We start from the raw sequence: 21259 nt of genomic DNA on the forward strand, positions 1-21259 counted from the left end.
GGGCCGGCGTGTTATCGGGGGTGGTTCGCCACGGCGCGGGAGCGCCACAGCAGCCAGACGAAGTACGGGGTGCCGATCATGGCGGTGACCAGGCCGGCGGGGATCTGGGCCGGAGCGATGAACGTCCGGCCGAGGGTGTCGGCGATGCTGACCAGCGCCGCGCCGAGCAGGGCGGTCACCGGAAGCACCCGGGAGTGGCGGCCGCCGACGAGCGCCCGGGCGGCGTGCGGGGCGACCAGGCCGACGAAGCCGATGACCCCGACGGCGGAGACCGCGGTGGAGGTGAGCAGCGCCGCCGCGCCGAGCGCGACCAGCCGGGTGCGCTCCAGCCGGACGCCCAGCACCCGGGGGGTGTCGTCGTCCAGCGTCATCAGGTCGAGTTCGCGCCGGGCGGCGACCACCGCCGGCGTGAGCACCAGCAGGGCGATCAGCACCGGAAGCACCTGTGTGGACGTGCGGCCGTAGGTGGAACCGGACAGCCAGGTCAGCGCCTTCCCGGTGTTCCACGGGTCGAAGGCGACGATCAGGTACGTGATCACCGCGGTGCCGCCCTGCCAGGCGCCGAAGCCGATCAGCACGAGCCGGTCGGAGCTGAGCCCGCCGCCCCGCCAGGCGAGGCCGTAGACCAGGGCGAACGCCAGCATCGCGCCGAGCCCGGCGACGCCGGAGACAGCCCACACGCCGGCCAGCGGCACGAACGTGAGCAGCGCGACCGCGCCGAGTCCGGCGCCGGCGGTGATGCCGAGGATGCCGGGTTCGGCGAGCGGATTGCGACAGACCGCCTGCACGGTGGTGCCGGCGACCGCGAGCGCCGCGCCGGCCAGGACCGCCGCCGCGACGCGCGGCCACCGCTGGTCCAGCACGAAGGTGTACGCGGGCCCGGTGGTGCCGTTGACCCAGTTGACGAGGTCACCGAGGAGCACCCAGGTGTCGCCGGCGAGCATGCCGACCGTCACGGCGGCGACGGTGACCACGGCGGTGACGGCGACGACGGTGCGGTGGACGGCCGGGGACCGGACGGCCGCGTGCCCGCCGGGCGGGCGGCGGGTGGGGCCGGCGTCGCGGTGCCGGCGGGCCAACCAGATGAGGATCGCCGCGCCGAAGAGGGTGGTGACCACGCCGGTGGGAACCTCCACCCCGGCCTGCCCGCCCATGATGGCGCGCAGCAGCACGTCGGAGCCGAGCACGATGACCACCCCGGCGATGCCGGACAGCGGCAGCAGGACGCGGTGCCGGTGCACCCCGGGCACCACGGGTGCGAGCAGCCGGACGATCACCGGGGCGCACAGGCCGACGAAGCCGACCGGGCCGGTGAGGGTCACCGCCGCGGCGGACAGCAGCACCGCCAGCACGGTGACGGTGAGTCGCGTACGCCGGACGTCGAGGCCGAGCACGGTGGCGGTGTCGTCGCCGAGGGCGAGGATGTCCAGGCGGTGGCCGAGCAGCACCAGCACGATGAGCGCGCCGACGATCACCGGGGCGAGCTGGGTCAGCGCGACCAGGTCGCTCTGCACCAGAGAACCGTTGCCCCAGGCGAACATACCGATGGTGGCCTGCTCGAACAGGAGCAGCAGCAGGGTGGTCACCGAGCTGAGCGCCAGCGCGGTCGCCGAGCCGGCGAGGATGAGTCGGGTGGTGCCCGCCTGTCCACCGGCGGACATCGCCATCACCAGGCCGGCGGCGGCCAGTCCTCCACAGAAGGCCAGTGCGCCGGCCGGCAGTGCGGGCAGCGAGACGCCGAACGCGGCGACCGAGACGATCGCCAGGTGGGCGCCCGCGTTGACGGCGAGTGTGTCGGGGGAGGCGAGTGGGTTGCGGGCGATCGACTGCAGCGCGGCTCCGGCGACATCGAGCGCGACGCCGATGGCCAGCCCGGCGAGCAGTCGGGGCAGCCGGGAGGCGACCAGGACGCGGGCCGCCTCGTCGTCCGCGCCGGCGGCGAGCCGCAGCAGGTCCAGGGCGCCGACGGTGGAGGTGCCCTGGGTGAGGTGCACCGCGCCGACCACGAGCAGCAGTAGGGTCGCGGCGAGGAAGACGGCGACGACGCGGGGCACGGCCAGCCGCCCGCCCGGAGCTGGCCGGGTGGCCGGCTCCGGGCGCGGGGGTGCGATCAGCACGGTCACACCGTGTAGGTCTTGACGAGCTGGTCGATGTACTGCTTGCCGGACAGCGGACCGCCGAAGGTCCAGACGCCGTCGGGCATCTTGTGCAGGTTGCCCCGCTGCACGAAGGGCAGCGACTTCCAGATGGCGTTGCCGGCGAGACCGTCGGCGAACACGTCGTCGCCGTCGGAGGCGTTGTAGAAGAGGTGCAGGTTCGGGCCCTTGAGGACGGTCATGCCTTCGACGTCGGTCTGGCCGAGGCCCCACACCTCGTCGGTCTTGCCGGTCCAGGCGTTGGTGAGGCCGAGCTGGATGCCGATCTGGGAGACGAGCGCGCCCTGGCCGAACATCCGGATGCTGACGGTGCTGCCCTCCTTCCAGCCGTCGGCGATGGCGAACGGGCGGCCGGCGGCACCAGCGTCGGCGATTTTCTTCTTGCCGTCGGCGATGGCCGCGTCGAAGTCGGCGAGCAGCTTCTGCGCCTCGGTGGTCCTGCCGACCGCCTTGGCGATCATGGTGAGCTCCGTGCGCATCCGGCCGAGGTTGTCCTTGGCGTCGCTGCCCTTGGCGACCACGACGGGGACGTACTTCTCAAGCTGGCTGACCAGGGTGCCACCCCGGTCGTCCTCCATCACCACCAGGTCGGGCTGGAGGGCGACGATCGAGTCGACGCTCGGCTCGCCGCGCGTGCCGACGTCCTTGACACCCGGGTCGAGCTTGGCGGCGCTGACCCAGGTGCCGTAGCCCTTGGGGTCGGCGACGCCGACGGGCTGGACGCCCAGGCTGACCAGCATCTCGACCTCACCCCACTCCAGGCCGACGACCTTGGTCGCCGGGGCCTTGAGGGTGACGTCCTTGCCGCGGCTGTCCGTGACGGTGACCGGCCCGCCGGCCGCCGAGGCCGCGGCCTCGGGGGTGGCGGTGTTCTCGGTGGTGCCGCAGGCGCTAAGCGACAGTGCGGCCACCACGGCGATGAGGGCGGTGAAACGGGTACGGGTCATGACGATCTTTCTCTGGTACGGAGCGGGGCGGTCGTTCAGACCGGGGTGCGGGTCAGGTGCCGTCCCACGGGGCGGGTGGTGACCAGCCCGCTGAGCGGGTCGGTGCTCACCTCGATCCGGATCCCGTAGGTCTCGGTCAGGGCGTTCTCGGTGAACACCGCGGCCGGGGTGCCGGTGGCGCGGACCCGGCCGTTGTGCAGCAGGACCACCTCGTCGGCCACGGCGGCTGCCTGGTTGAGGTCGTGCAGCACGACGCCGACGGCGACGCCGTGGTCGTCGGCGAGGTCACGGACCAGGTCGAGGATCTCCACCTGGTAGCGCAGGTCGAGGAAGGTTGTGGGCTCGTCGAGGAGCAGGACCGGGGTGTCCTGGGCCAGACAGGTGGCCAGCCACACCCGCTGCAACTCGCCGCCGGAGAGTTCGTCGACCGGACGGTCCGCCATCGCGGTGACGCCGGTGACGTCCATGGCCCGGGCGATGGCGACGGGACCGTTCGGATCCTCTGCCCGCCAGCGTCCCCGGTAGGGGTGACGCCCGTACCCCACCACGTCCCGGACGGTGACCCCGCTGGGTACCGGCCGGCTCTGGGCGAGCAGGGTGACCCGACGGGCGAACTCCCTGGCCGGCAGGCTTGCCGCCGCGCCGCCGTCGGCGAGGTGAACCATGCCGGCCTCGATCGGGTGCAGCCGGGCCAGGGCGCGCAGCAGGGTGGACTTGCCGCTGCCGTTGGGCCCGACGAGCGCGGTCACCGCACCCCGGCGGAGGCCGATCGCCGCGCCGTGCACCACGGTCACGCCGTGGTAACCCAGGCGGAGGCCGACGCCCGACAGGCGGTGTTCCCCGGTGGCCGACGCCAACTCCTTCTGCATGAGGTTAGGCTAACCTAACCATCGGATGATCTGTCAAGACGAGTCCCGACCTGCGTTTCCCGCCGCCTCCCGCGCATCGACGTCGTTGAGCGCGGTCCGTGTCCGGTGGCGGACGGCAGCTCGGTGAATACCAACGAGAAAATGCGGGTCCGCTGCCACTGACTGCGGCGGGTCTGGTGGTTACGGTCGTGGATGCCGAGGTTTCCCGACCACCCGAGGAGCGACCGTATGCCCCCCTCGCCGTCCCGGCTCTTCTCGGAGATAGCGACAGCGGAACGCCCGGCCGAGACCAGGGTGATCATGCGGCGGGCGGTGGTGCTCGGTGGCAGCATCGCCGGGCTCATGGCGGCTCGGGTGTTGAGTGACCATGCCGACGAAGTGCTCGTCATCGAGCGTGATTCGTCCGATGTGGATGACGGGCCGCGCCCCGGTGTGCCGCAGGGCAGCCAGGTGCACGCGCTGCTGCCCTCCGGTCAGATCCAGTTGGAACGCTGGTTTCCCGGCATCGTCGACGAGGCGCTCGCGCTCGGCGCCCCACCGCCGCCGACCGACCAGGGCGCGGCGAAGATCTTCGTGAACGGCGTGCTGGGGCTGCCGCCGGCGCCATCCGGCACCGGCCCGATGCTGATCACCACACGTCCGTTCCTGGAGGCGCTGGTCCGGCGGCGGACCCTCGCGGTCGACAACATCCGGATGGTGTACGGCCGGGCGGACGGCTTGGTCTTCGCCGACCGGCGCGTCACCGGCGCACGGTACGTGCCGGACGGCGGGACCGAGCCGATTGTCGAACCGGCGGACCTCGTGGTCGACGCGATGGGCCGATCCAGCCGGCTCAGCGACTGGCTGGCCGACAACGGGTGGCCACGCCCGCCGATGCGGCGGATGCCGATCAAACTGAACTACGCGACGGCGCTCTACAAGCAGGACCCGACGGTCAGCGACACCTGGGTGGTGGTCTACCACACCATGGCCGGCAAGGGCCGTTCCGCCCGGATCGGTGGGATCAACTCGGTCGAGGGTGGCCGTTGGATCATGCTGGTCGCCGGCTACGACGAGGACCGGCCCAGCCGCGACGTCGCCGACTTCACCGCCCGCTGCCGCCAGCACTATCCGCACATGTTCGGCGACATCGCCGAACGTGGCGAGATGCTCGGCGGGGTGGTCACGTACCACCAGGCGGACAGCCGACGCCGGGACTTCCACAAGCTCGACCGGATGCCCGCCGGACTGGTCGCGGCCGGAGACGCGATCGCGTCCTTCAACCCGGTGTACGGCCAGGGCATGACCTCCGCGATGCTGCACGCGTCCTGCCTGTCGGCGTACCTGCGCTCCGGCCCGAAACTGCACGAGGAGGCGGCGCGGACGTACTTCGACCAGGTGCGGGTGATCGTCGACGCCGCCTGGCAGATCTCCACCTCGGCCGACATCGAGCTCCCACACGTCGACGGCCCGTACCCACCCGGGTACAAGGTCACCAAATGGTTCGGTGACCTGGTCTTCCGGACGTCGCTGGCCGATCCGGTGCTCAACGCCCGGCTGGGCCGGGTCACCACCATGCTCGATCACCCGGCGACGCTGAGCCGGCCCGGCACCCTGCTCCGGGCGCTCCGGCTCGGCCTGTTCCGCGGCCGGCCCGCCGCCACCTCGGCGCACACCCCCTAGCCCTGCCGCATGGCGGCCGATGACCACCAGCGGGTTGCCGGCGGCTCGATGGACGAGGTGGGGGATGCTGGGTCCGTGCAGATCACCATCCTCGGGCCACTCGCCGTCGACGGCCGGCCGGTCCGGGGGGAGCGGCTCGCCGCGGTGGTCCGCGCGCTCGTCGACGCGCGGGGGCGGGCGGTCTCCACCACCCTGCTCGTGGACGCCGTGTGGGACGGCACGCCGCCCGACGACGCGACCGGCGCCGTCCAGGCGCTCGTCTCCCGGGTACGCCGTCTCGGGCTGCCCGTGGTCGCGGTTCCGGGGGGATACCGCCTGCCCGCCGAGGAGATCTCCGTCGACGCGGTCGAGGCACGGACGCTCGTCGAGCGGGGGCGTGCCGTGCTCCGTACCGGTGACGCCCCGGGCGCCCGCCACTCGGCCGACCAGGCCCGCGCACTGTTCCCCGAGGTCCCCGAACTCGTCACCGCCGAGGAAGCGCGCCTGTTCGCGGACGTCGCCGCGCTGCGCGCACAGGCCGCCCTCGCCGGTGCGGGGCCGTTCGACGAGGCCGACCTGCGCCGGCTCGTCGCGCGTACGCCGCCGGACGAGCCGTCGGCGGCCCTGCTCGTCCGGGTGCTCGCCGCCCAGGGCCGGGACGCGGACGCGCTGGAGGTGGTCGAGCGACTCCGCGCCGAACTGGCGGACCGCTACGGCACCGACCCGTCGCCCGTGATCACACAGGTCCACCTGGCGCTGCTGCGCGGCGAACTCACCAGCCCGGCCGTCGTGGCGCCACCCCGGCCTCCGGCGCGGATCGCCCTGCCCGCCGCGTGGCGGCGGCCGGTGACCGCCCTCGTCGGCCGGGAGCGGGACGTCGAGACCGTCGGCGGAGCGCTGACGGAGGCGCCGCTGGTGACGATCGTGGCGACCGGCGGCGCGGGCAAGACCCGGCTCGCGGCCGAGGTGGCGCGGCGCGCGGCGGCGGCCGGGCAGACGGTACGGGTGATCGAACTCGCCGGCCTGCGCTCGCCCGACGCTGTGCTGCCCACGGTGCTCGCGGCACTCGGCGGAGCGGACACCTCGGCGACCGGCGGCAACCTGGGCCTCGAACGGCGGGTGCTCAGCCCCGAGGAACGGTTGCGCGCCGTGGCGCCGGACCTCGACGGGCTGATCGTGCTCGACAACTGCGAGCATGTTCTCGACGCGGCGGCCACCGTCGTCGCGGACCTGATCGCGGTGGTCCCGCCCGAGGTCGCCGTCCTCGCGACGAGCCGGGCCCCGCTCGGCCTCGCCGGCGAGCTGGTCCACCGCCTGACCGTGTTGTCCGACGACGACGCACTCGGGCTGGTGGAGGCCCGGGCGAGGGCCGGAGGCGCGGTGCCCACCTGGGACACCGAACGGGCGCTCGCGCTGTGCCACCGACTCGACAACCTGCCGCTGGCTCTCGAACTGGCCGCCGCGCGACTGCGGCACATGCCGATCGACGACGTGCTCGCCGGGCTGACCGACCGGTTCGCGCTGCTCGACGACGCGTTGCGGGGCCTGCCGGAACGGCACGCGAGCCTGTGGGCGATGGTCGACTGGAGCCGGGAACTGCTCGCGCCCGACGACCGCGAACTGCTCCAACGGCTCGCGTACATTCCCGCGGCGTTCACCGCGGACCTCGCCGCCGCGGTCGCGCGGGCCCCGGACGTACGACGGGGCCTGGCGACGCTCGTCGAACAGTCTCTGCTGACCCTGGTCGAGGGGGACGACCCGCCCCGCTACCGGATGCTCGAAACCGTCCGCGAGTACGGTGAGGCCCGGCTCGACGCGGCCGGTGACCGGGATCCGGCCATAGCCGGCCTGGTCGGTTGGGCCCGGGAGCAGGCGGTCGCGGTCGCGGACCGGTTCGTCGGGCCCGGCCAGATCGAGGCGCTCGCCCGCTGCGCCGCCGAGCAGGAGAACCTGATCGCGGGCCTGCGCTGGGCTCTCGGGTCCGGTGACGAGCCGGCCACGGTCGATATCGCCACCGCGCTGTTCCACCTCTGGTCGGTGCGCGGCCTGCACCTCGAGGTCGTCGGCTGGGCGCGGGGTCTGCTGCACGTCGAGGACCCGGACCGGAGGCGGGCATCGGCGATCCTGCGCGGACGGGCCGCCGGCCGGCCGCTGCCCGACGCCGACCGGCTGGCCTGGATGTGCCTGGTGATCGGCGTCAACGCCGGTATCGGCGGCGAGCTCCGGCTCGCCGTACTCGCCCGACGGGCCCTGCGAACGCTCCTCGCCGAGCGGCCCGCGGAGATGTCGCCCCGGCAGATCGTTCTCGCGTCGGCGTTGCCCGCGTTCGACGCCTCCGACACGGACCGGGGCATGAAGGGCGCCGCCGAGATGATCGCGCACCCGGACCCGTACGTGCAGGGCCTCGGCCACTTCGCCCGCGCCGCCATCCAGGAGAACGGCGGCATGGCCGAGCCGTCGGTGATCGACGCCGAGCAGGCGTACCGCCGCTTCGAGGTGGCCGGTGACCACTGGGGCATGGCCATGGCGGCGGGGGCCATCGGGCAGTTCCTGATTCCACGCGGGGGCGCCGACTCGGCCGAGTGGTTGGCGCGCAGCATCCGGCACATGGAACTGATCGGCGCGGCGCAGGACGCCCGGTCGACCCGGGTACGGCTGGACGCGCAGCTTGCCCTGACCGGCGACCCGGAAGCCGAGCGGCGGCTGGGCGAGGCGGCGACGCCGGGCGAGGCCGAGGACATGGACTCCGCGCTGGCACGCCTCGGGCTGGCCCACCTCGCGTGGCAACGCGAGCGGTACGACGAGGCGCTCGCCCACGCCGACGGGGTGACCCGGAGGCTGGCCGGCTGGGCCGGCGGGCCACCGCAGCCCCGCGTCATCCTCCGGGTCGCGGTGGCGGTCCTCCAGCTGCGGGTGGCCCAGGTGCGACCTGGCTCCGGGGAGGACGCCGACACCACCGCGACCACGTTGCTGAGGCTCGCCCGGGAGGAGGCGCTGTCGACGAGGGACCTGCCGGTGATCGGGTCGTGGGCGCTGGGTGGTGCCGAACTGGCGGCGTACCGGGGTGACATCGCGACCGTGCGGGAACTGTTCGCGCTCGGGGCGCGCGTCGGCGCCACCTTCGGGTTTCTCGCCCCGCCCGGTGACGCCGAACGGCTCACTGCCGCCCTCGGGGACGAGGAGCAGCGTGAGCCGTTGCTGGCCGTGTGGCGCGAGCGGCCGGCCGCCGCGGTCATCGCCCGGGTCCGTGAGCTGATGGACGACCTGCTCGCCTAGCTAGATCTTCTTGCGGTACGCGCGCAACGCCAGCGGCATGAACACCGCCACGAAGCCGGCACACCAGGCGAGCGTCCACCACACGTGTGAGCCGACCGGTGTGCCGAGGAACAGCCCGCGCACCGCGGCCACCAGGTGGGTCATCGGGTTGACGTCCACGAACGCCTGCATCCAGCCCGGCAGGGTGTCGGCGCTGACGAACACGTTCGACGCGAAACTCAGCGGCATGATCAACGCGAACATCAGGCCCTGCACGGCGCCCGGGGTACGCACCTTCATCGAGACGAACACCGGCAGCCAGCTCAGGCAGAGCGCGAACAGCACCGCGAGCAGGCAACCGGCGACCGCCCGGAGCGGGTCGGAGTCGATCCGGAAACCGAGCACGTAACCGATCGCGAGGGTCGAGATCGTGACGATCACGTACCGTACGACGTCGCCCAGGACCGCGCCGACCAACGGCGCCGAGCGGGGGATCGGCAGCGACCGGAACCGGTCGAAGATGCCCTTGGCGATGTCGGTGTTCAGGTTGACGCCGATCGCGATGGCGCCGGTGGCGATGGTCTGCGCCAGGATGCCGGGCAACAGGAACTGCAGGTAGTCATGGGTGGACCCGGCGACCGCGCCGCCGAAGATGTACACGAAGATGACCAGGAACAGCACCGGTTGCAGCGTGACGTCGATGAGTGCCTCGGGGGTACGCCAGGTCTTGATGAGGCTGCGTTTGGCGAGCGCCAGGGAGTGCCGGACGAGCCGGAACGGTCGCGGGTTCGGAACGGCCGTCGAGAGCGCCGGGCTCTTCGCGGGTGCTGCGCCGACCAGGGTGCTCATGCGGCGACCTCCTTCAGGCTGGTGGTGTCGTCCTCGGATGCGGTACGCCCGGTGAGGGTGAAGAACACCTCGTCGAGGCTCGGCAGGTGCAGGGAGAGTTCGGTGACCGCGATGCCGGCGGCGGCGAACCGCGCGACGCTCTCGATCAGGGCCTCGTCGTCGGTGACCGGCACCGCGAGCACGCCCTTGCGGATCTCGTCGGCCTGCGCGCCGGAGCCGACCTCGGACAGGATCGCCGCGACCCGCCGCAGGTGCGCGGGGTCGGACGGCCGGACCTCGAGGGTCTGGCCGCCGACCACCCGCTTGAGCCCCTCGGGTGTGTCGTACGCGATGACCCGGCCGTGGTCGATCACCGTGATCGCGTCCGCCAGCGCGTCGGCCTCCTCCAGGTACTGCGTGGTGAGCAGCACGGTCGAGCCGTTCGTGACCAACGACCGGACCACGTCCCACATGTCCTCGCGCTTGGCCGGGTCGAGCCCCGTGGTCGGCTCGTCCAGGAAGATCACATCCGGCGAGCCGACGAGGCTCGCGGCCAGGTCCAGGCGCCGCCGCATACCGCCGGAGTAGGTCTTGGCCTGCCGGTCTGCGGCGGCGGTCAGATCGAACCATTCGAGCAGTTCGGCGGCCCGCCGTCGGGAGCCGTTGCGCCCCAGCTCCAGCAGCGTGCCGAACAGCTCCAGGTTCTGCCGTCCGGTCAGGTCCTCGTCGACCGAGGCGTACTGGCCGGTGAGGCCGATCGTCTGCCGGACCCGCTCGGCGTCGCGTACGACGTCGAAGCCGCTGATCCGGGCGCTGCCGCCGTCCGGGGCCAGGAGCGTGGAGAGGATGCGTACGGCGGTGGTCTTGCCGGCGCCGTTGGGGCCGAGCACCCCGAGCACCGTCCCCCGGGGCACGGCGAGGTCCACGCCCTGAAGCGCTCTCGTCCGCCCGAAGGTCTTGACGAGGCCCTCGGCCTCGATCACCAGGTCAGTTGTCATGTCGTAGAGCCTGCGCGGGTCGCCTGACACCGCCCTGACACGCCGCCGACACGGGTGCCGACACGCCACCGACACCGAGGCCCGACGCGTCGCCGAGGCGGTGGCGGCCTCGCCGCCGCGCGCCGGCGGGCTGCCACTGAACGCACCACGGCGCGCGGTCGGCGCGCCGGGGTGTACGGAACGGCACGGCAGCGACGAGAATGCCGACCAACGTGAATGTCTCTCCGGCAACGACGTCTGGGGGACGCGACGGGGGGAGGACGCGGTGACAGCAGCACAACGCCTCGGCGCGGCGGGGGTGGTCCTGGGCCTGGTCATGGCCGGGTTGACGACACCCCCGGCCGGCGCGCACCAGCGCGATCGCGGCTACTCGGCCGAGATCCGCCGCGCGTCCTACGGCGTCCCGCACATCACCGCCACCAGCTACGCCAACCTCGGCTTCGGGGTGGGGTACGTGCAGGCGGAGGACAACCTCTGCGTGATCGCCGAGAAGGTGGTGACGGTCAACGGCGAGCGCTCCCGCTACTTCGGCGCGACCGGCCCGACCGACGCGAACGTGCGCAGCGACCTGTTCTTCCGCAAGGCCATCGACGACCGGACGGTGCAGCGGCTGCTCGACGGCCGCCGCGACGGCGTGCACTCGCCGTCCAACGACGTCCGCGACCAGATCCGCGGCTTCGTCGCCGGCTACAACTCCTACCTGCGCCGCACCGGTGCGGCGAAGCTCACCGACCCGGCGTGCCGGGCCAAGCCGTGGGTGCGCCCGCTCACCGAGCTGGACATCTGGCGTACCACCTGGGCCAGCATGGTCCGGGCCGGCTCCCGGGCGGTGCTCGACGGGATCGTCGCCGCCGCACCGCCCACCGCCACCGGCCCGGCCGCCGCCCAGGACGCGCCCGGCGCGGCCGCGGTGCTCGCCGCGAAAGACGGCGCGCCCGCCGGGGTGGGCAGCAACGCCTACGGGCTCGGCGAGGCGGCGACCGCCAACCGGGGCGGCATGGTGCTGGCCAACCCGCACTTTCCATGGGACGGCGCGGAACGCTTCTACCGGATGCACCTCAAGGTGCCGGGTCGGTACGACGTCGAGGGCGCCGCGCTGATCGGCGACCCGATCGTCGAGATCGGGCACAACCGCACCATGGCGTGGAGCCACACCGTCTCCACCGCCCGGCGGTTCGTGTGGCACCGCCTCGCGCTGGTTCCTGGCGACCCCACGTCGTACTACGTGGACGGCAAGCCGCGAAAGATGACCACCCGCACGGTCACCGTCCAGGTGCCCGGCCCGAGCGGTGGCACGGTACCGGTCAGCCGGACCTTCCACGACACCCACTTCGGGCCGGTCGTGGTGGTGCCCGGCACCTTCGACTGGACCGCCGGCACCGCGTACGCCATCACCGACATCAACGCCACCAACAACCGGGCCTTCGACGGCTGGTTGCAGATGGGCCGCGCCGAGACGGTCCGCGACCTGAAGCGGGTGCTCGACCGCTACCAGTTCCTGCCCTGGGTCAACGTGATCGCCGCCGACGCCCGCGGTGAGGCGCTCTACGCCGACCACTCGGTGGTGCCCCGGGTGACCGACGCCCTCGCCGCCGCCTGCATCCCGGCGCCGTTCCAGCCGCTCTACGCCAGCAGCGGCCAGGCCGTCCTGGACGGCTCCCGGTCGGCCTGCGCGCTCGGCGCCGACCCGGACGCCGCCGTGCCCGGCATCCTCGGCCCGGCGAACCTGCCGGTCCGCTTCCGCACCGACTACGTCACCAACTCCAACGACAGCTACTGGTTGGCCAACCCGCAGGCCCCGCTGGAGGGCTACGCGCGGATCATCGGCGACGAACGCACCCCGCGCAGCCTGCGGACCCGTCTCGGCCTCGACCAGGTGCAGCAGCGCCTCGCCGGCACCGACGGTCTGCCGGGGCGCGGGTTCACCGCCGACCGGCTGTGGCGGACGGTCTTCGGCAACCGGGTGTACGGCGGTGAGCTGGTCCGCGACGACCTGGTGGCGCTCTGCACCGCCCAGCCCACCGGCACCGCGTCGAACGGCGCGACCGTCGACCTGCGTGCCGCCTGCACCGCACTGGCCCGCTGGGACCTGCACGCCGACCTGAACAGCCGCGGCGCGCACCTGTTCACCGAGTTCGTCCTGGCCAACGGGCTGCGCTTCGCCGACACCTTCGCCGTCAGCGACCCGGTGCGCACGCCGCGCCGGCTCGACACCACCAACCCGGGCGTCCGCACCGCGCTCGCCGACGCCGTGCAGCGCCTCGCCGGCATCCCGCTCGACGCCCGTCTCGGCGACATCCAGACCGAGCCGCGCGGCGACCGGCGTATCCCGATCCATGGTGGACGCGCCGAGGCCGGCATCTTCAACATGATCATCAACAACCGGGTGCCGGGCGTCGGCTACCCGAAGGTGGTGCACGGCTCGTCGTTCGTGATGGCCGTCGAGTTGGGCCCGCACGGGCCGTCCGGGCGGCAGATCCTGACCTACTCCCAGTCGACCAACCCGAACTCCCCCTGGTACGGCGACCAGACCGCGCTCTACTCCGGCAAGGGCTGGGACACGATCAAGTACACCGAGGCGCAGATCAAGGCCGACCCGAACCTGCGCACGTACCGGGTGAGCGAGGGCCGCCACCACTGAGACGCGGCCCGGCCGGGCTCCCTGGCGGGGAGCCCGGCCGGTTCGGTCGGCGCCTCCGTAGAGCTGTCCGGCTCAGCGGGGGGCGTGCTGTGCGGAGGCGGGTGCGCGAAGACCACGGAGTCCCGGTTGGCGGCTCCGATCAACAGCAGGCAGCGTGCCCCGGCGGGTATGGTGACGTCCCCCAGGGTGACCTGTCGGCGGGTCACCCTGAGCCAGCCGTCGATGGCGGGTGCGAACCGGAGCGTCTCGGCCACGAACGCGGGGACGGACAGCGGGTCGGCGGCGATCGCCCGCCACCGCTGCGGGCTGGACAGCGCCTGGTCGAGGGCGTGGGAGAGCAGCCCGGCGGTGGTCTCGTGGCCGGCGACCAGGAGGTTGAAGGCGAGGCTCGCCACCTCGGTCACGGTCAACACGTCGTCGCGGTAGGTCAGGGCCCGGCTGATGAAGTCGTCGCCGAGGTGCCCACCGTCGGCCCGTTGGCGGACCAGTTCCTGGCAGTAGTGCCAGAACTCGAGCAGACCCTGCGCCAGGCGTACCTGTTCCTCCGGATCGGGCCGCCCCCAGATGAGGGCGATCTGGCCGTCCGCCCAACTCCGAATCCGCCTGATGTCGGCGTCGGGCACTCCGAGGATGTCCAGGACGACCAGCAGGGGAAGCGCGGTGGCGAATTCCGGGACGAGATCGACCTGCCGGCCCTGGCGGGCGACCAGCCGGGACACCAGCCGGGACACCAGTTGGTCGACCCGGCGACGGACGATCGGGCCGTACTGGGCCTCGACCCGGTCCGGGGTGTTCGCGAAGGTCGCGCGCAGGGCCCGACGGGTGCGGGGGTGTACGGGCGGATCCGCGGCGGCGGTGGTGGGCGGCGCGTCGATCTGCATGATGACGCTCATCGCCTCCGGGCAGACCTCGTAGACCGGAGCGAGTGTGAGGGCGTTGCCGAAGGTCCCGGCATCGGCGAGCGCGGGCCGGACGTGCTCGTGCCTGCTGATCAACCACAGGCCCAGATCCTCGGCGTAGTGCACCCCGGCGGGATCGTCGAGAATGCGTCGCCACACGCTGGCCGGATCGCTGAGATAGGTCCCGGTGAACGGATTCAACCGCATGTAACGCCTCCTGTTGCGCGCGGCGTGAAATCGGCAGCGCCCCCATTCAGCGAACCGCGTCAGTCGGGCCGATAATGGCGCGCATCTGCCTCTTACTCTTCACGGTGCGCTGACGAGCTGCACAAGTCAAGATTGGCAGTCGTCTATTTATTGGACGTCGTAATTGCGTGGTGCAACGGACGGGTCAATGCCGGCCGGATGCAAGTTGCGAGCCGGTCCTTGCCTGCGTCAGCGCAGTTGAGCGGCCCGGATCGGGGTGCCCGGGAGCCGGCGCCGAGCGCCGTGCCGGTCCTGGTTGGCCGCGACGTTGCGGCCAACCGAACGGAGACGGACCCGATCGGACCGACCACGACGGACGGTGGGGATAACCGGTCGCCGCATTTCCCTCATGACCGGGGAAACGACCACCACGACGGCAGGTGACGCCGCATCGGTTGCCCGCCGCGTGGTGGGAGCGAGGGGCCGCGACGCGCGGTTCCGGTGGGCGAGCGACAGCGCCGAAAGCGGACCAGACCCACGTTTCCACAACTGCGAAACGCGGTGTACGGGTACCGCCCTGCCGCCGGGGTCAGTCGACCGTCACCGGGTGCCGGACGATGCCGTCGAACACGTACCCCAGGGCATTGAGACGGGCCTGTTCCGACTGGCCGGCCCCGGTGACGTCCGTGGCCCGCGCGCGCACGGTCCACCGGCCCGGCCCCGGCGGGCGCCAGACGGCCGTCCACCGCTGCCAGGCCCCGCCCTCGTCGTGGCGTTCCAGGGTGGCTGGCTGCCAGTCGTCGCGATCACCCGTGCTGATCTCGACGGACCGGATCGGCCCGTTTCCGGACCAGGATCGTCCCCGCAGCAGCACGTCCACGCCTGCCGGCAGGCGTGCGTCCCAGGGCAGTTCGAAGGCGCTCTTGACTGTCTGGGTCGTCAGAGGGTCGCCGTCGGCGGGATGACCGGGGCCGAACATGCGGTAGAACTGGGTGTTCCACGGTGAGAAGAGGGCTGTGGCGGAGACCTCCACGGGGCCGACCCACTTGATCGAGGCGATACCGATCCAGCCCGGCACCACCAACCGCACCGGGAAGCCGTGGTCGGCCGGCAGTGTCGTCCCGTTCATCTCGTACGCCAGCAACACGTCGTCGAGGGCCTTGCCGACGGGAAGTGGTCGGCGCACCCGGCCGAGGTTCACCCCGCCGGTCACGTAGTCCGGATCCAGGCCCTCGGGCTGCACGTCGACCGCGGCGTCGGTCAGGCCGGCGTGGCGGAGCACGGTCGAGAGTCGTACGCCCCGCCAGCGCGCCACCCCGACCGCGCCGAGACCCCACGCGACCCCCGGCGTCTCGTGGGCCTGCTGGGAGGCGAAGTGGCGGCGGCCGTTGCCCGCGCACTCCAGCAGGGCCGTGGTCTCCTCGGCGGGCATGGTCCGCAGGTCGTCGTAGTCGAACTCGACCGCGTCGTCCCGCGTCGGGCTGCCCCGCAGGCCGGTGCCGAACAGACGCAACCGCCACGTGTCGACATCCACCCGCGGGGTGCTTGTGTGGTTGCGGACGAAGAACCGGTCAATCGGGACCACGTGGCCCTGCCCCGCCATGGCCTCCCACCGCATCTCGGCGTTGCTGTCGTGGTGGGTGAGCAGGCCCGGGGGGAGCGGCTTGACGATCGCCGCACCAGCGGTCGGCTCGGGCGCGACACCGGCGGGGCGAGGTTCGTCGGCGGCGGCGGCGAGCGCGCCCATCGCGGTGCCCAGCTCGATCAGCTGCCGGCGGTCCACGCCTTCGCCTCGGGCGTGCCCGGACAACCACTGCCGTGCGCGGCGGGCGTCGTGCGCGGCCTCGCCCGACGGGAGGGAGGCTGTCACGCATGGGCCCCTAATGGCTCGACGGCTGGTAATCCAATTCAAGCAGTAGGAGTACCCGCCGGGTCACCGGGGTCAGGCCGAGCCGACGAACTGGCTGACGTGGTAGGCGTTGCTGCGGCCGTCCGGCGTACGAGTCCATTTCGAGACCATCAGGTGCAGGTCGTTGGCGTCGCGGCTCGACCAGGGATGGATGAACCCACCGTAGAGGGCAGGCTCCTGCCAGCTCGTGACCTGGATCTTCTCCGCCGTCCACACCTGGTCCGGCCCCGGAGCGGTCCGGGTGACCAGACACCCCGTCTGGCAGTTCAGGTACGACATGACCCAGGTGCCGTCGCCCAGGCGGCGTACGGACGGCTCGCCGAAGCGGCCGGTGAGGATGGGTGTGCAGGGCCGTCCCCAGCCCCAGTTCGTGCCGTTCCAACCCCACCCCTCATACGATTCGGGGTAGAAGAGGCGGTCCCACCGGACGCGACGCAGCATCATCGGGCCGTTCTGGCGGCCTGCTCGTACGGAGATGACGTAGACGTGATCACCGGCGCGCTGCATGGTCCACATCTGGAACGGATCCTTGTTGTCCGAGCTGTTCCACCACTTCAGGGGCGTACGGATGAAGTCGTTGCCGTTGTCGGAGTAGGCCAGCCCCGCGTAGCGCGACTTCCAGTGGGGTCCCGCCGGGCCGGCCGAGTTCCAGTTCTCGATGCTCATGTACGAGATGAGCTGCCGGCCGGTCTCGGGGAAGCTGATGCCGTCGTTGGGGATGACGGTCACCTCCGGGAGACCGTCGATGCCGATGCCGTGGTGGCCGTTGTGCATCAGCTCGGGAGCCCGGCCGTTGCCCGCGACCCGCGCTGCGCTGTCGAAGACCACTCCGTCCGGCGCGCCCGGGTGGACGGCGGAGCGCAACATGACCGGTGACCGCCAGTCGTTCGGCAGGGGTGGGCCCTCCGGCCACGGCGTGTCGAAGGTGTCACCGAAGAGGTAGCCGATCGACCCGTTCTCCAGCACGTAGGGGATGCCGAGGTCGGTGCCGGCGACCCGCCACCGGCTGTTGGTGTCGAGGTCCGCGCCGGTCAACCGCTTCTTCCACACGGCGGCCTGGGCCGGCCCGGGCGCCGTCAGGACGGCCCCGGCGCCCCCGAGGGCGCTGGCGGCGCCAACCGCGGCGACGCGACCGATGAACGAGCGGCGACGCATACCCATGGCGGGTCCTCTGCTGGTGAGCGGCCGGACATCGATTACCGGCGAGTAAACCTGCAACCACCATCGATGTCAATACCTGCCCGCTGCCGCCCGCATGGTGAAGGAAATCTTCGGAACGCATTGACAGGAATCATCGCCCTGATGGCACACTCGGCAATCGATATCAGCGCCGGAGACCGGTACGCGAAGCCCCGAGCTGACCCCCCCGACCCTGCGAGGAGCACCGTGCGACGTACTCTCCTGGCCCTGCTGGTCGCCCTCGGCGTGGCCGCGGCGACGGTCACCGCGACGCCGGCCGACGCCGACCCGATCGGCATCCTGGCCTGCCCCTCCATCCCCGCCAACCGCGACCCCGCCGTGACCCTGGTGGTCTACCGGGTCGCGCGGGCCCACAACGCCAACGACAAGGTGACGCTGTCCGCCTTCGAGGCGGGCTGGGTCGAGTCGCACATGAACAACCTGCCGTGTGGCGACAAGTCGTCGCTCGGGGTGTTCCAGCAGCGCTGGGACTACGGCTGGGGCACTCCGGAGCAGATCATGGACCCGGTCTACGCCAGCACCCAGTACGTGACCAGGGCGATCGTCTGCGACCGCAACAACCCCGGCTACAGCGCGGGTCAGGTCGCCCAGTGCGTTCAACGGTCGGGCTTCCCCGACCGGTACGACCAGGTGGCGGCCACCGCCCGAACCCAGCTCAACGAGGCGGCCCGTACCCACGCCATCGCCGGTGGATCCACCACCGACGTCACCGGCGACGGCCGCGATGATGTCGTCACCTTCACCCAGAACACTCTCGCCGACGTCTACGTGGGCACGTCCACCGGCGGTTCCTTCACCGGCACCTCCGTGAAGTGGAACGACTTCTTCTCCATCGGTGGCGAGACCGCCTCGACCGGCGACGTCAACGGCGACGGCCGGGACGACATCGTCACCTTCGCCCACAGCAACACCGGCGACGTCTACGTCGCGCTGTCCAACGGCACCTCGTTCGGCGGTGGCCTGAAGTGGCACGACTGGTTCGCGCCGGGCGCGGAGATCGGCGCGGTCGGTGACGTCAACGGCGACGGCCGTGCCGACATCGTGGCGTTCACCCACGATCCCGCCGGCGACGTGTACGTCGCCCTCTCCACCGGCGCCTCGTTCGGACCCGGCCTGAAATGGCACGAGTACTTCAGCCCGTTCGGCGAGTTCCCGGCCCTCGGTGACGTCAACGGCGACGGCGCGGACGACATCATCACGTTCACCCAGGGCCCCGCCGCGGCCAGTGACGTCATCGTCGCCCTGTCGACCGGCGGCTCGTTCGGCGCCCCGCAGAAGTGGCACGACCTGTTCGCCGTCGGCGCCGAGCAGCCGCGTGTCGGGGACATCAACGGTGACGGTCGGGACGACATCGTGACGTTCACCTGCAACGCCGACGCCGACGTCTACGCGGCGGTCTCCACCGGAACCTCGTTCGCGGGCACCACGGTGAAGTGGAACGACTTCTTCTGCCTGGCCGGCGAGTTCCCCTACCTCGGCGACGCCAACGGCGACGGCAGGGACGACATCATCGTCTTCACCAGGGGCGCCACCAACGACGTCTTTGTCGGGCTCTCCACGGGCACCGGCTTCCTCGGCGGCACCAAGTGGCACGACTACTTCGGCCTCAACGGCGAGACGACGCTGTGACCGGCGAACTGGAGGCTCCCATGCGACTGACCAGACTCTCGCGGCGCGCCTGCGCCCTGCTCCTGACGGCGGCACTCGCCGGCCAGATGACGGCCGCGCCGGCGGCGGCCTCCCAACCCGTCGCCCCCGGTCCACTCGCCTCGGCGTTCGACCGCGCAGCCAGCGAGCACGACGTGCCACGGGACCTGCTGATCGCCGTCGCCTACGGTGAGTCGCGGCTGGAGGAGCACGGCGGACTGCCCAGCCAGGCCAACGGCTACGGCGTCATGCACCTCGTCAGCAACCCCACCCAGCACAGTCTCGAACGGGCGGCCACGCTCACCGGTGAGCCGGTCGACCGGTTGCGCTCGGTCACCTCCGCCAACGTCCGGGGCGGCGCCGCGGTGCTCCGCGACCTGGCCGACAGCGAAGGCCTGACGGCGGGTGCGCGCGGCCGGCTCTCCGCCTGGTATCCGGTCGTGGCGCGGTACAGCGCCGCCGTCAACGACGCGACGGCCCGGCTCTACGCCGACCACGTATACGACCTCCTGCGAACCGGCATCGTGACCGGCTCGGTACGGATCGCGCCGTACCCGGTCCGACCCGAGCTGGGCCGCTACGCGCGGGTCGCCCCCGCGGGCGCCACCGGCCCGAACGTCGCCGCCGCCGCGGCGGTACCGGAGTACGGACCGGCCCGCTGGGTCCCCGCCTACGGCGGCAACTACCAGGCGGGCCGGTCGTCGCGGATCACCACGGTGGTGGTGCACGTGACCCAGGGGTCGTACGCGGGCACGGTGAGCTGGTTCCAGAACCCGTCGGCGGGTGTGAGCGCGCACTATGTCGTGAAGTCCAGCAACGGTGAGATCACCCAGATGGTCCGCGAGGGCGACACGGCCTACCACGCGCGCTCGGCGAATCCGTATTCCGTCGGTATCGAGCACGAGGGGTTCGTGGACAACCCGGCCTGGTTCACCGACGCCATGTACCGGTCGTCGGCCGCGCTGACCCGCTACCTCTGCGACAGGTACGGGCTGCCGAAGAACCGCAACGCGATCAAGGGGCACAACGAGATGCCCGGCAACGACCACACCGATCCCGGGCCGAACTGGAACTGGAACTACTACATCTCCCTGGTCAACGCCGGTGGGTCGGGGGGCCGGTACCTGGCGGGATCACCGACCGACTTCACCGGTGACGGCCGGGACGACGTGGTCACCTTCACGCAGGGCAGCCTCAACGACGTCTACGTGGCCACCTCCACCGGGAGTTCCTTCGCCGGCACCTCCGTCAAGTGGAACGACTTCTTCGGTCTCACCGGTGAAACCCTGCTCCCCGGAGACGTGAACGGCGACGGCAAAGACGACGTCATCGCCTTCACCCACGGCACCCTCGCCGACGTGTACGTGGCCCTCTCCACCGGCACGAGCTTCGGCGGTGGACTGAAGTGGCACGACTGGTTCGCGCCGGGGGCCGAGGTCGCCGCCGTCGGCGACGTCAACGGGGACGGTCGCGACGACATCATCGCCTTCACCCACGACACCAACGCCGACGTGTACGTGGCGCTGTCCACCGGCACCGGCTTCGGGCCCGGCGTGAAGTGGCACGAGTACTTCTCGATCCCCGGGGAGTTCCCGGCGATCGGTGACGTCAACGGCGACGGCAGGGACGACATCATCACGTTCACCCAGGGGCCGGTCGCCGCGAGCGACGTCATCGTCGCGCTGTCGACCGGCGGCTCGTTCGGCGCGCCGCAGAAGTGGCACGACCTGTTCGCCGTCGGCGCGGAGCAGCCGCGTGTCGGGGACATCAACGGTGACGGTCGGGACGACATCGTGACGTTCACCTGCAACGCCGACGGCGACGTCTACGCGGCGGTCTCCACCGGCACGTCGTTCGCGGGCACCACGGTGAAGTGGAACGACTTCTTCTGCCTGGCCGGCGAGTTCCCCTACCTCGGCGACGCCAACGGCGACGGCAGGGACGACATCATCGTCTTCACCAGGGGCGCCACCAACGACGTCTTTGTCGGGCTCTCCACCGGCACCAGCTTCCTCGGCGCCACCAAGTGGCACGACTACTTCGGCCTCAACGGCGAAACGACCCTCTGAGCCCCGACAGGAGT

General features: G+C 71.8%; 13 protein-coding genes. 5 read left to right on the forward strand and 8 right to left on the reverse strand.

The window, feature by feature from the left end; translation table 11 throughout:
• Nucleotides 1-11: 11 nt before the first annotated feature.
• The 3 genes from ACWD5O_RS08290 to ACWD5O_RS08300 are packed head-to-tail and all read right to left on the reverse strand — an operon-like array spanning nt 12 to nt 3972.
• Entirely contained in the window at nt 12-2114 is a 2103-nt protein-coding gene (locus ACWD5O_RS08290) for an iron ABC transporter permease (RefSeq protein WP_450084959.1), read from the reverse strand.
• 5 nt (nt 2115-2119) lie between these two features.
• A complete protein-coding gene (locus ACWD5O_RS08295) occupies nt 2120-3103 on the reverse strand; it encodes an ABC transporter substrate-binding protein (protein WP_450084944.1) in 984 nt (327 codons plus the stop codon).
• A 35-nt stretch (nt 3104-3138) separates the two neighbouring features.
• Nucleotides 3139-3972: an ABC transporter ATP-binding protein gene (locus ACWD5O_RS08300; protein ID WP_354966802.1), complete on the reverse strand. Its 834-nt coding sequence runs from the start codon at nt 3970-3972 to the stop codon at nt 3139-3141.
• Nucleotides 3973-4200: 228 nt separating this feature from the next.
• Here ACWD5O_RS08300 and ACWD5O_RS08305 point away from each other — a divergent pair, with 228 nt between their 5' ends.
• Entirely contained in the window at nt 4201-5634 is a 1434-nt protein-coding gene (locus ACWD5O_RS08305) for an FAD-dependent oxidoreductase (protein WP_450084945.1), read from the forward strand.
• A gap of 9 nt (nt 5635-5643) precedes the next feature.
• The gene (locus ACWD5O_RS08310; RefSeq protein ID WP_450084946.1) at nt 5644-8889 is read left to right on the forward strand and encodes a BTAD domain-containing putative transcriptional regulator; all 3246 of its coding nucleotides are present in this window, start codon (nt 5644-5646) and stop codon (nt 8887-8889) included.
• Here the strand turns inward: ACWD5O_RS08310 and ACWD5O_RS08315 are convergent, their stop codons facing one another.
• Nucleotides 8890-9717: an ABC transporter permease gene (locus ACWD5O_RS08315; RefSeq protein WP_450084947.1), complete on the reverse strand. Its 828-nt coding sequence runs from the start codon at nt 9715-9717 to the stop codon at nt 8890-8892.
• Complete coding sequence (locus ACWD5O_RS08320) at nt 9714-11012, reverse strand: ATP-binding cassette domain-containing protein (protein ID WP_450084948.1); 1299 nt, start codon at nt 11010-11012, stop codon at nt 9714-9716. The genes ACWD5O_RS08315 and ACWD5O_RS08320 overlap by 4 nt, the downstream gene beginning before the upstream one ends.
• On the opposite strand from ACWD5O_RS08320, the gene ACWD5O_RS08325 reads away from it, so the two are divergent.
• Nucleotides 11011-13335 carry an acylase gene (locus ACWD5O_RS08325; RefSeq protein WP_450084960.1) on the forward strand — a complete coding sequence of 775 codons (2325 nt, stop codon included), beginning with the start codon at nt 11011-11013 and terminating at the stop codon, nt 13333-13335. The two genes, ACWD5O_RS08320 and ACWD5O_RS08325, sit on opposite strands and share 2 nt — an antisense overlap.
• Here ACWD5O_RS08325 and ACWD5O_RS08330 read toward each other — a convergent pair.
• The 3 genes from ACWD5O_RS08330 to ACWD5O_RS08340 form a co-directional block, all read right to left on the reverse strand.
• A complete protein-coding gene (locus tag ACWD5O_RS08330) occupies nt 13233-14441 on the reverse strand; it encodes a cytochrome P450 (protein WP_450084949.1) in 1209 nt (402 codons plus the stop codon). The genes ACWD5O_RS08325 and ACWD5O_RS08330 overlap by 103 nt on opposite strands.
• Before the next feature lie 568 nt (nt 14442-15009).
• Nucleotides 15010-16290, reverse strand: a complete 1281-nt coding sequence (locus ACWD5O_RS08335) for a sulfite oxidase (protein ID WP_450084950.1) — start codon at nt 16288-16290, stop codon at nt 15010-15012.
• Between the two features lie 72 nt (nt 16291-16362).
• Nucleotides 16363-17484, reverse strand: coding sequence for a DUF4185 domain-containing protein (locus ACWD5O_RS08340; RefSeq protein WP_450084961.1), 1122 nt, complete (start codon nt 17482-17484; stop codon nt 16363-16365).
• Nucleotides 17485-17715: 231 nt separating this feature from the next.
• Here ACWD5O_RS08340 and ACWD5O_RS08345 point away from each other — a divergent pair, with 231 nt between their 5' ends.
• Nucleotides 17716-19158 (forward strand): FG-GAP repeat domain-containing protein, encoded by a 1443-nt coding sequence (locus ACWD5O_RS08345; protein WP_450084951.1) that lies wholly within the window; start codon nt 17716-17718, stop codon nt 19156-19158.
• A gap of 20 nt (nt 19159-19178) precedes the next feature.
• Complete coding sequence (locus ACWD5O_RS08350) at nt 19179-21245, forward strand: N-acetylmuramoyl-L-alanine amidase (RefSeq protein WP_450084952.1); 2067 nt, start codon at nt 19179-19181, stop codon at nt 21243-21245.
• Nucleotides 21246-21259 lie beyond the last annotated feature (14 nt).

The organism is Micromonospora sp. NPDC005161, from assembly GCF_053599855.1.

What these genes read in the sequence shown, in the direction of transcription:
- ACWD5O_RS08295 (WP_450084944.1), bottom strand. Translation starts at nt 3,103, where the DNA reads ATGACCCGTACCCGTTTCACCGCCCTCATCGCCGTGGTGGCCGCACTG.
- ACWD5O_RS08300 (WP_354966802.1), bottom strand. Translation starts at nt 3,972, where the DNA reads ATGCAGAAGGAGTTGGCGTCGGCCACCGGGGAACACCGCCTGTCGGGC.
- ACWD5O_RS08305 (WP_450084945.1), top strand. Translation starts at nt 4,201, where the DNA reads ATGCCCCCCTCGCCGTCCCGGCTCTTCTCGGAGATAGCGACAGCGGAA.
- ACWD5O_RS08310 (WP_450084946.1), top strand. Translation starts at nt 5,644, where the DNA reads ATGGCGGCCGATGACCACCAGCGGGTTGCCGGCGGCTCGATGGACGAG.
- ACWD5O_RS08315 (WP_450084947.1), bottom strand. Translation starts at nt 9,717, where the DNA reads ATGAGCACCCTGGTCGGCGCAGCACCCGCGAAGAGCCCGGCGCTCTCG.
- ACWD5O_RS08325 (WP_450084960.1), top strand. Translation starts at nt 11,011, where the DNA reads ATGGCCGGGTTGACGACACCCCCGGCCGGCGCGCACCAGCGCGATCGC.
- ACWD5O_RS08320 (WP_450084948.1), bottom strand. Translation starts at nt 11,012, where the DNA reads ATGACCAGGCCCAGGACCACCCCCGCCGCGCCGAGGCGTTGTGCTGCT.
- ACWD5O_RS08330 (WP_450084949.1), bottom strand. Translation starts at nt 14,441, where the DNA reads ATGCGGTTGAATCCGTTCACCGGGACCTATCTCAGCGATCCGGCCAGC.
- ACWD5O_RS08340 (WP_450084961.1), bottom strand. Translation starts at nt 17,484, where the DNA reads ATGCGTCGCCGCTCGTTCATCGGTCGCGTCGCCGCGGTTGGCGCCGCC.
- ACWD5O_RS08350 (WP_450084952.1), top strand. Translation starts at nt 19,179, where the DNA reads ATGCGACTGACCAGACTCTCGCGGCGCGCCTGCGCCCTGCTCCTGACG.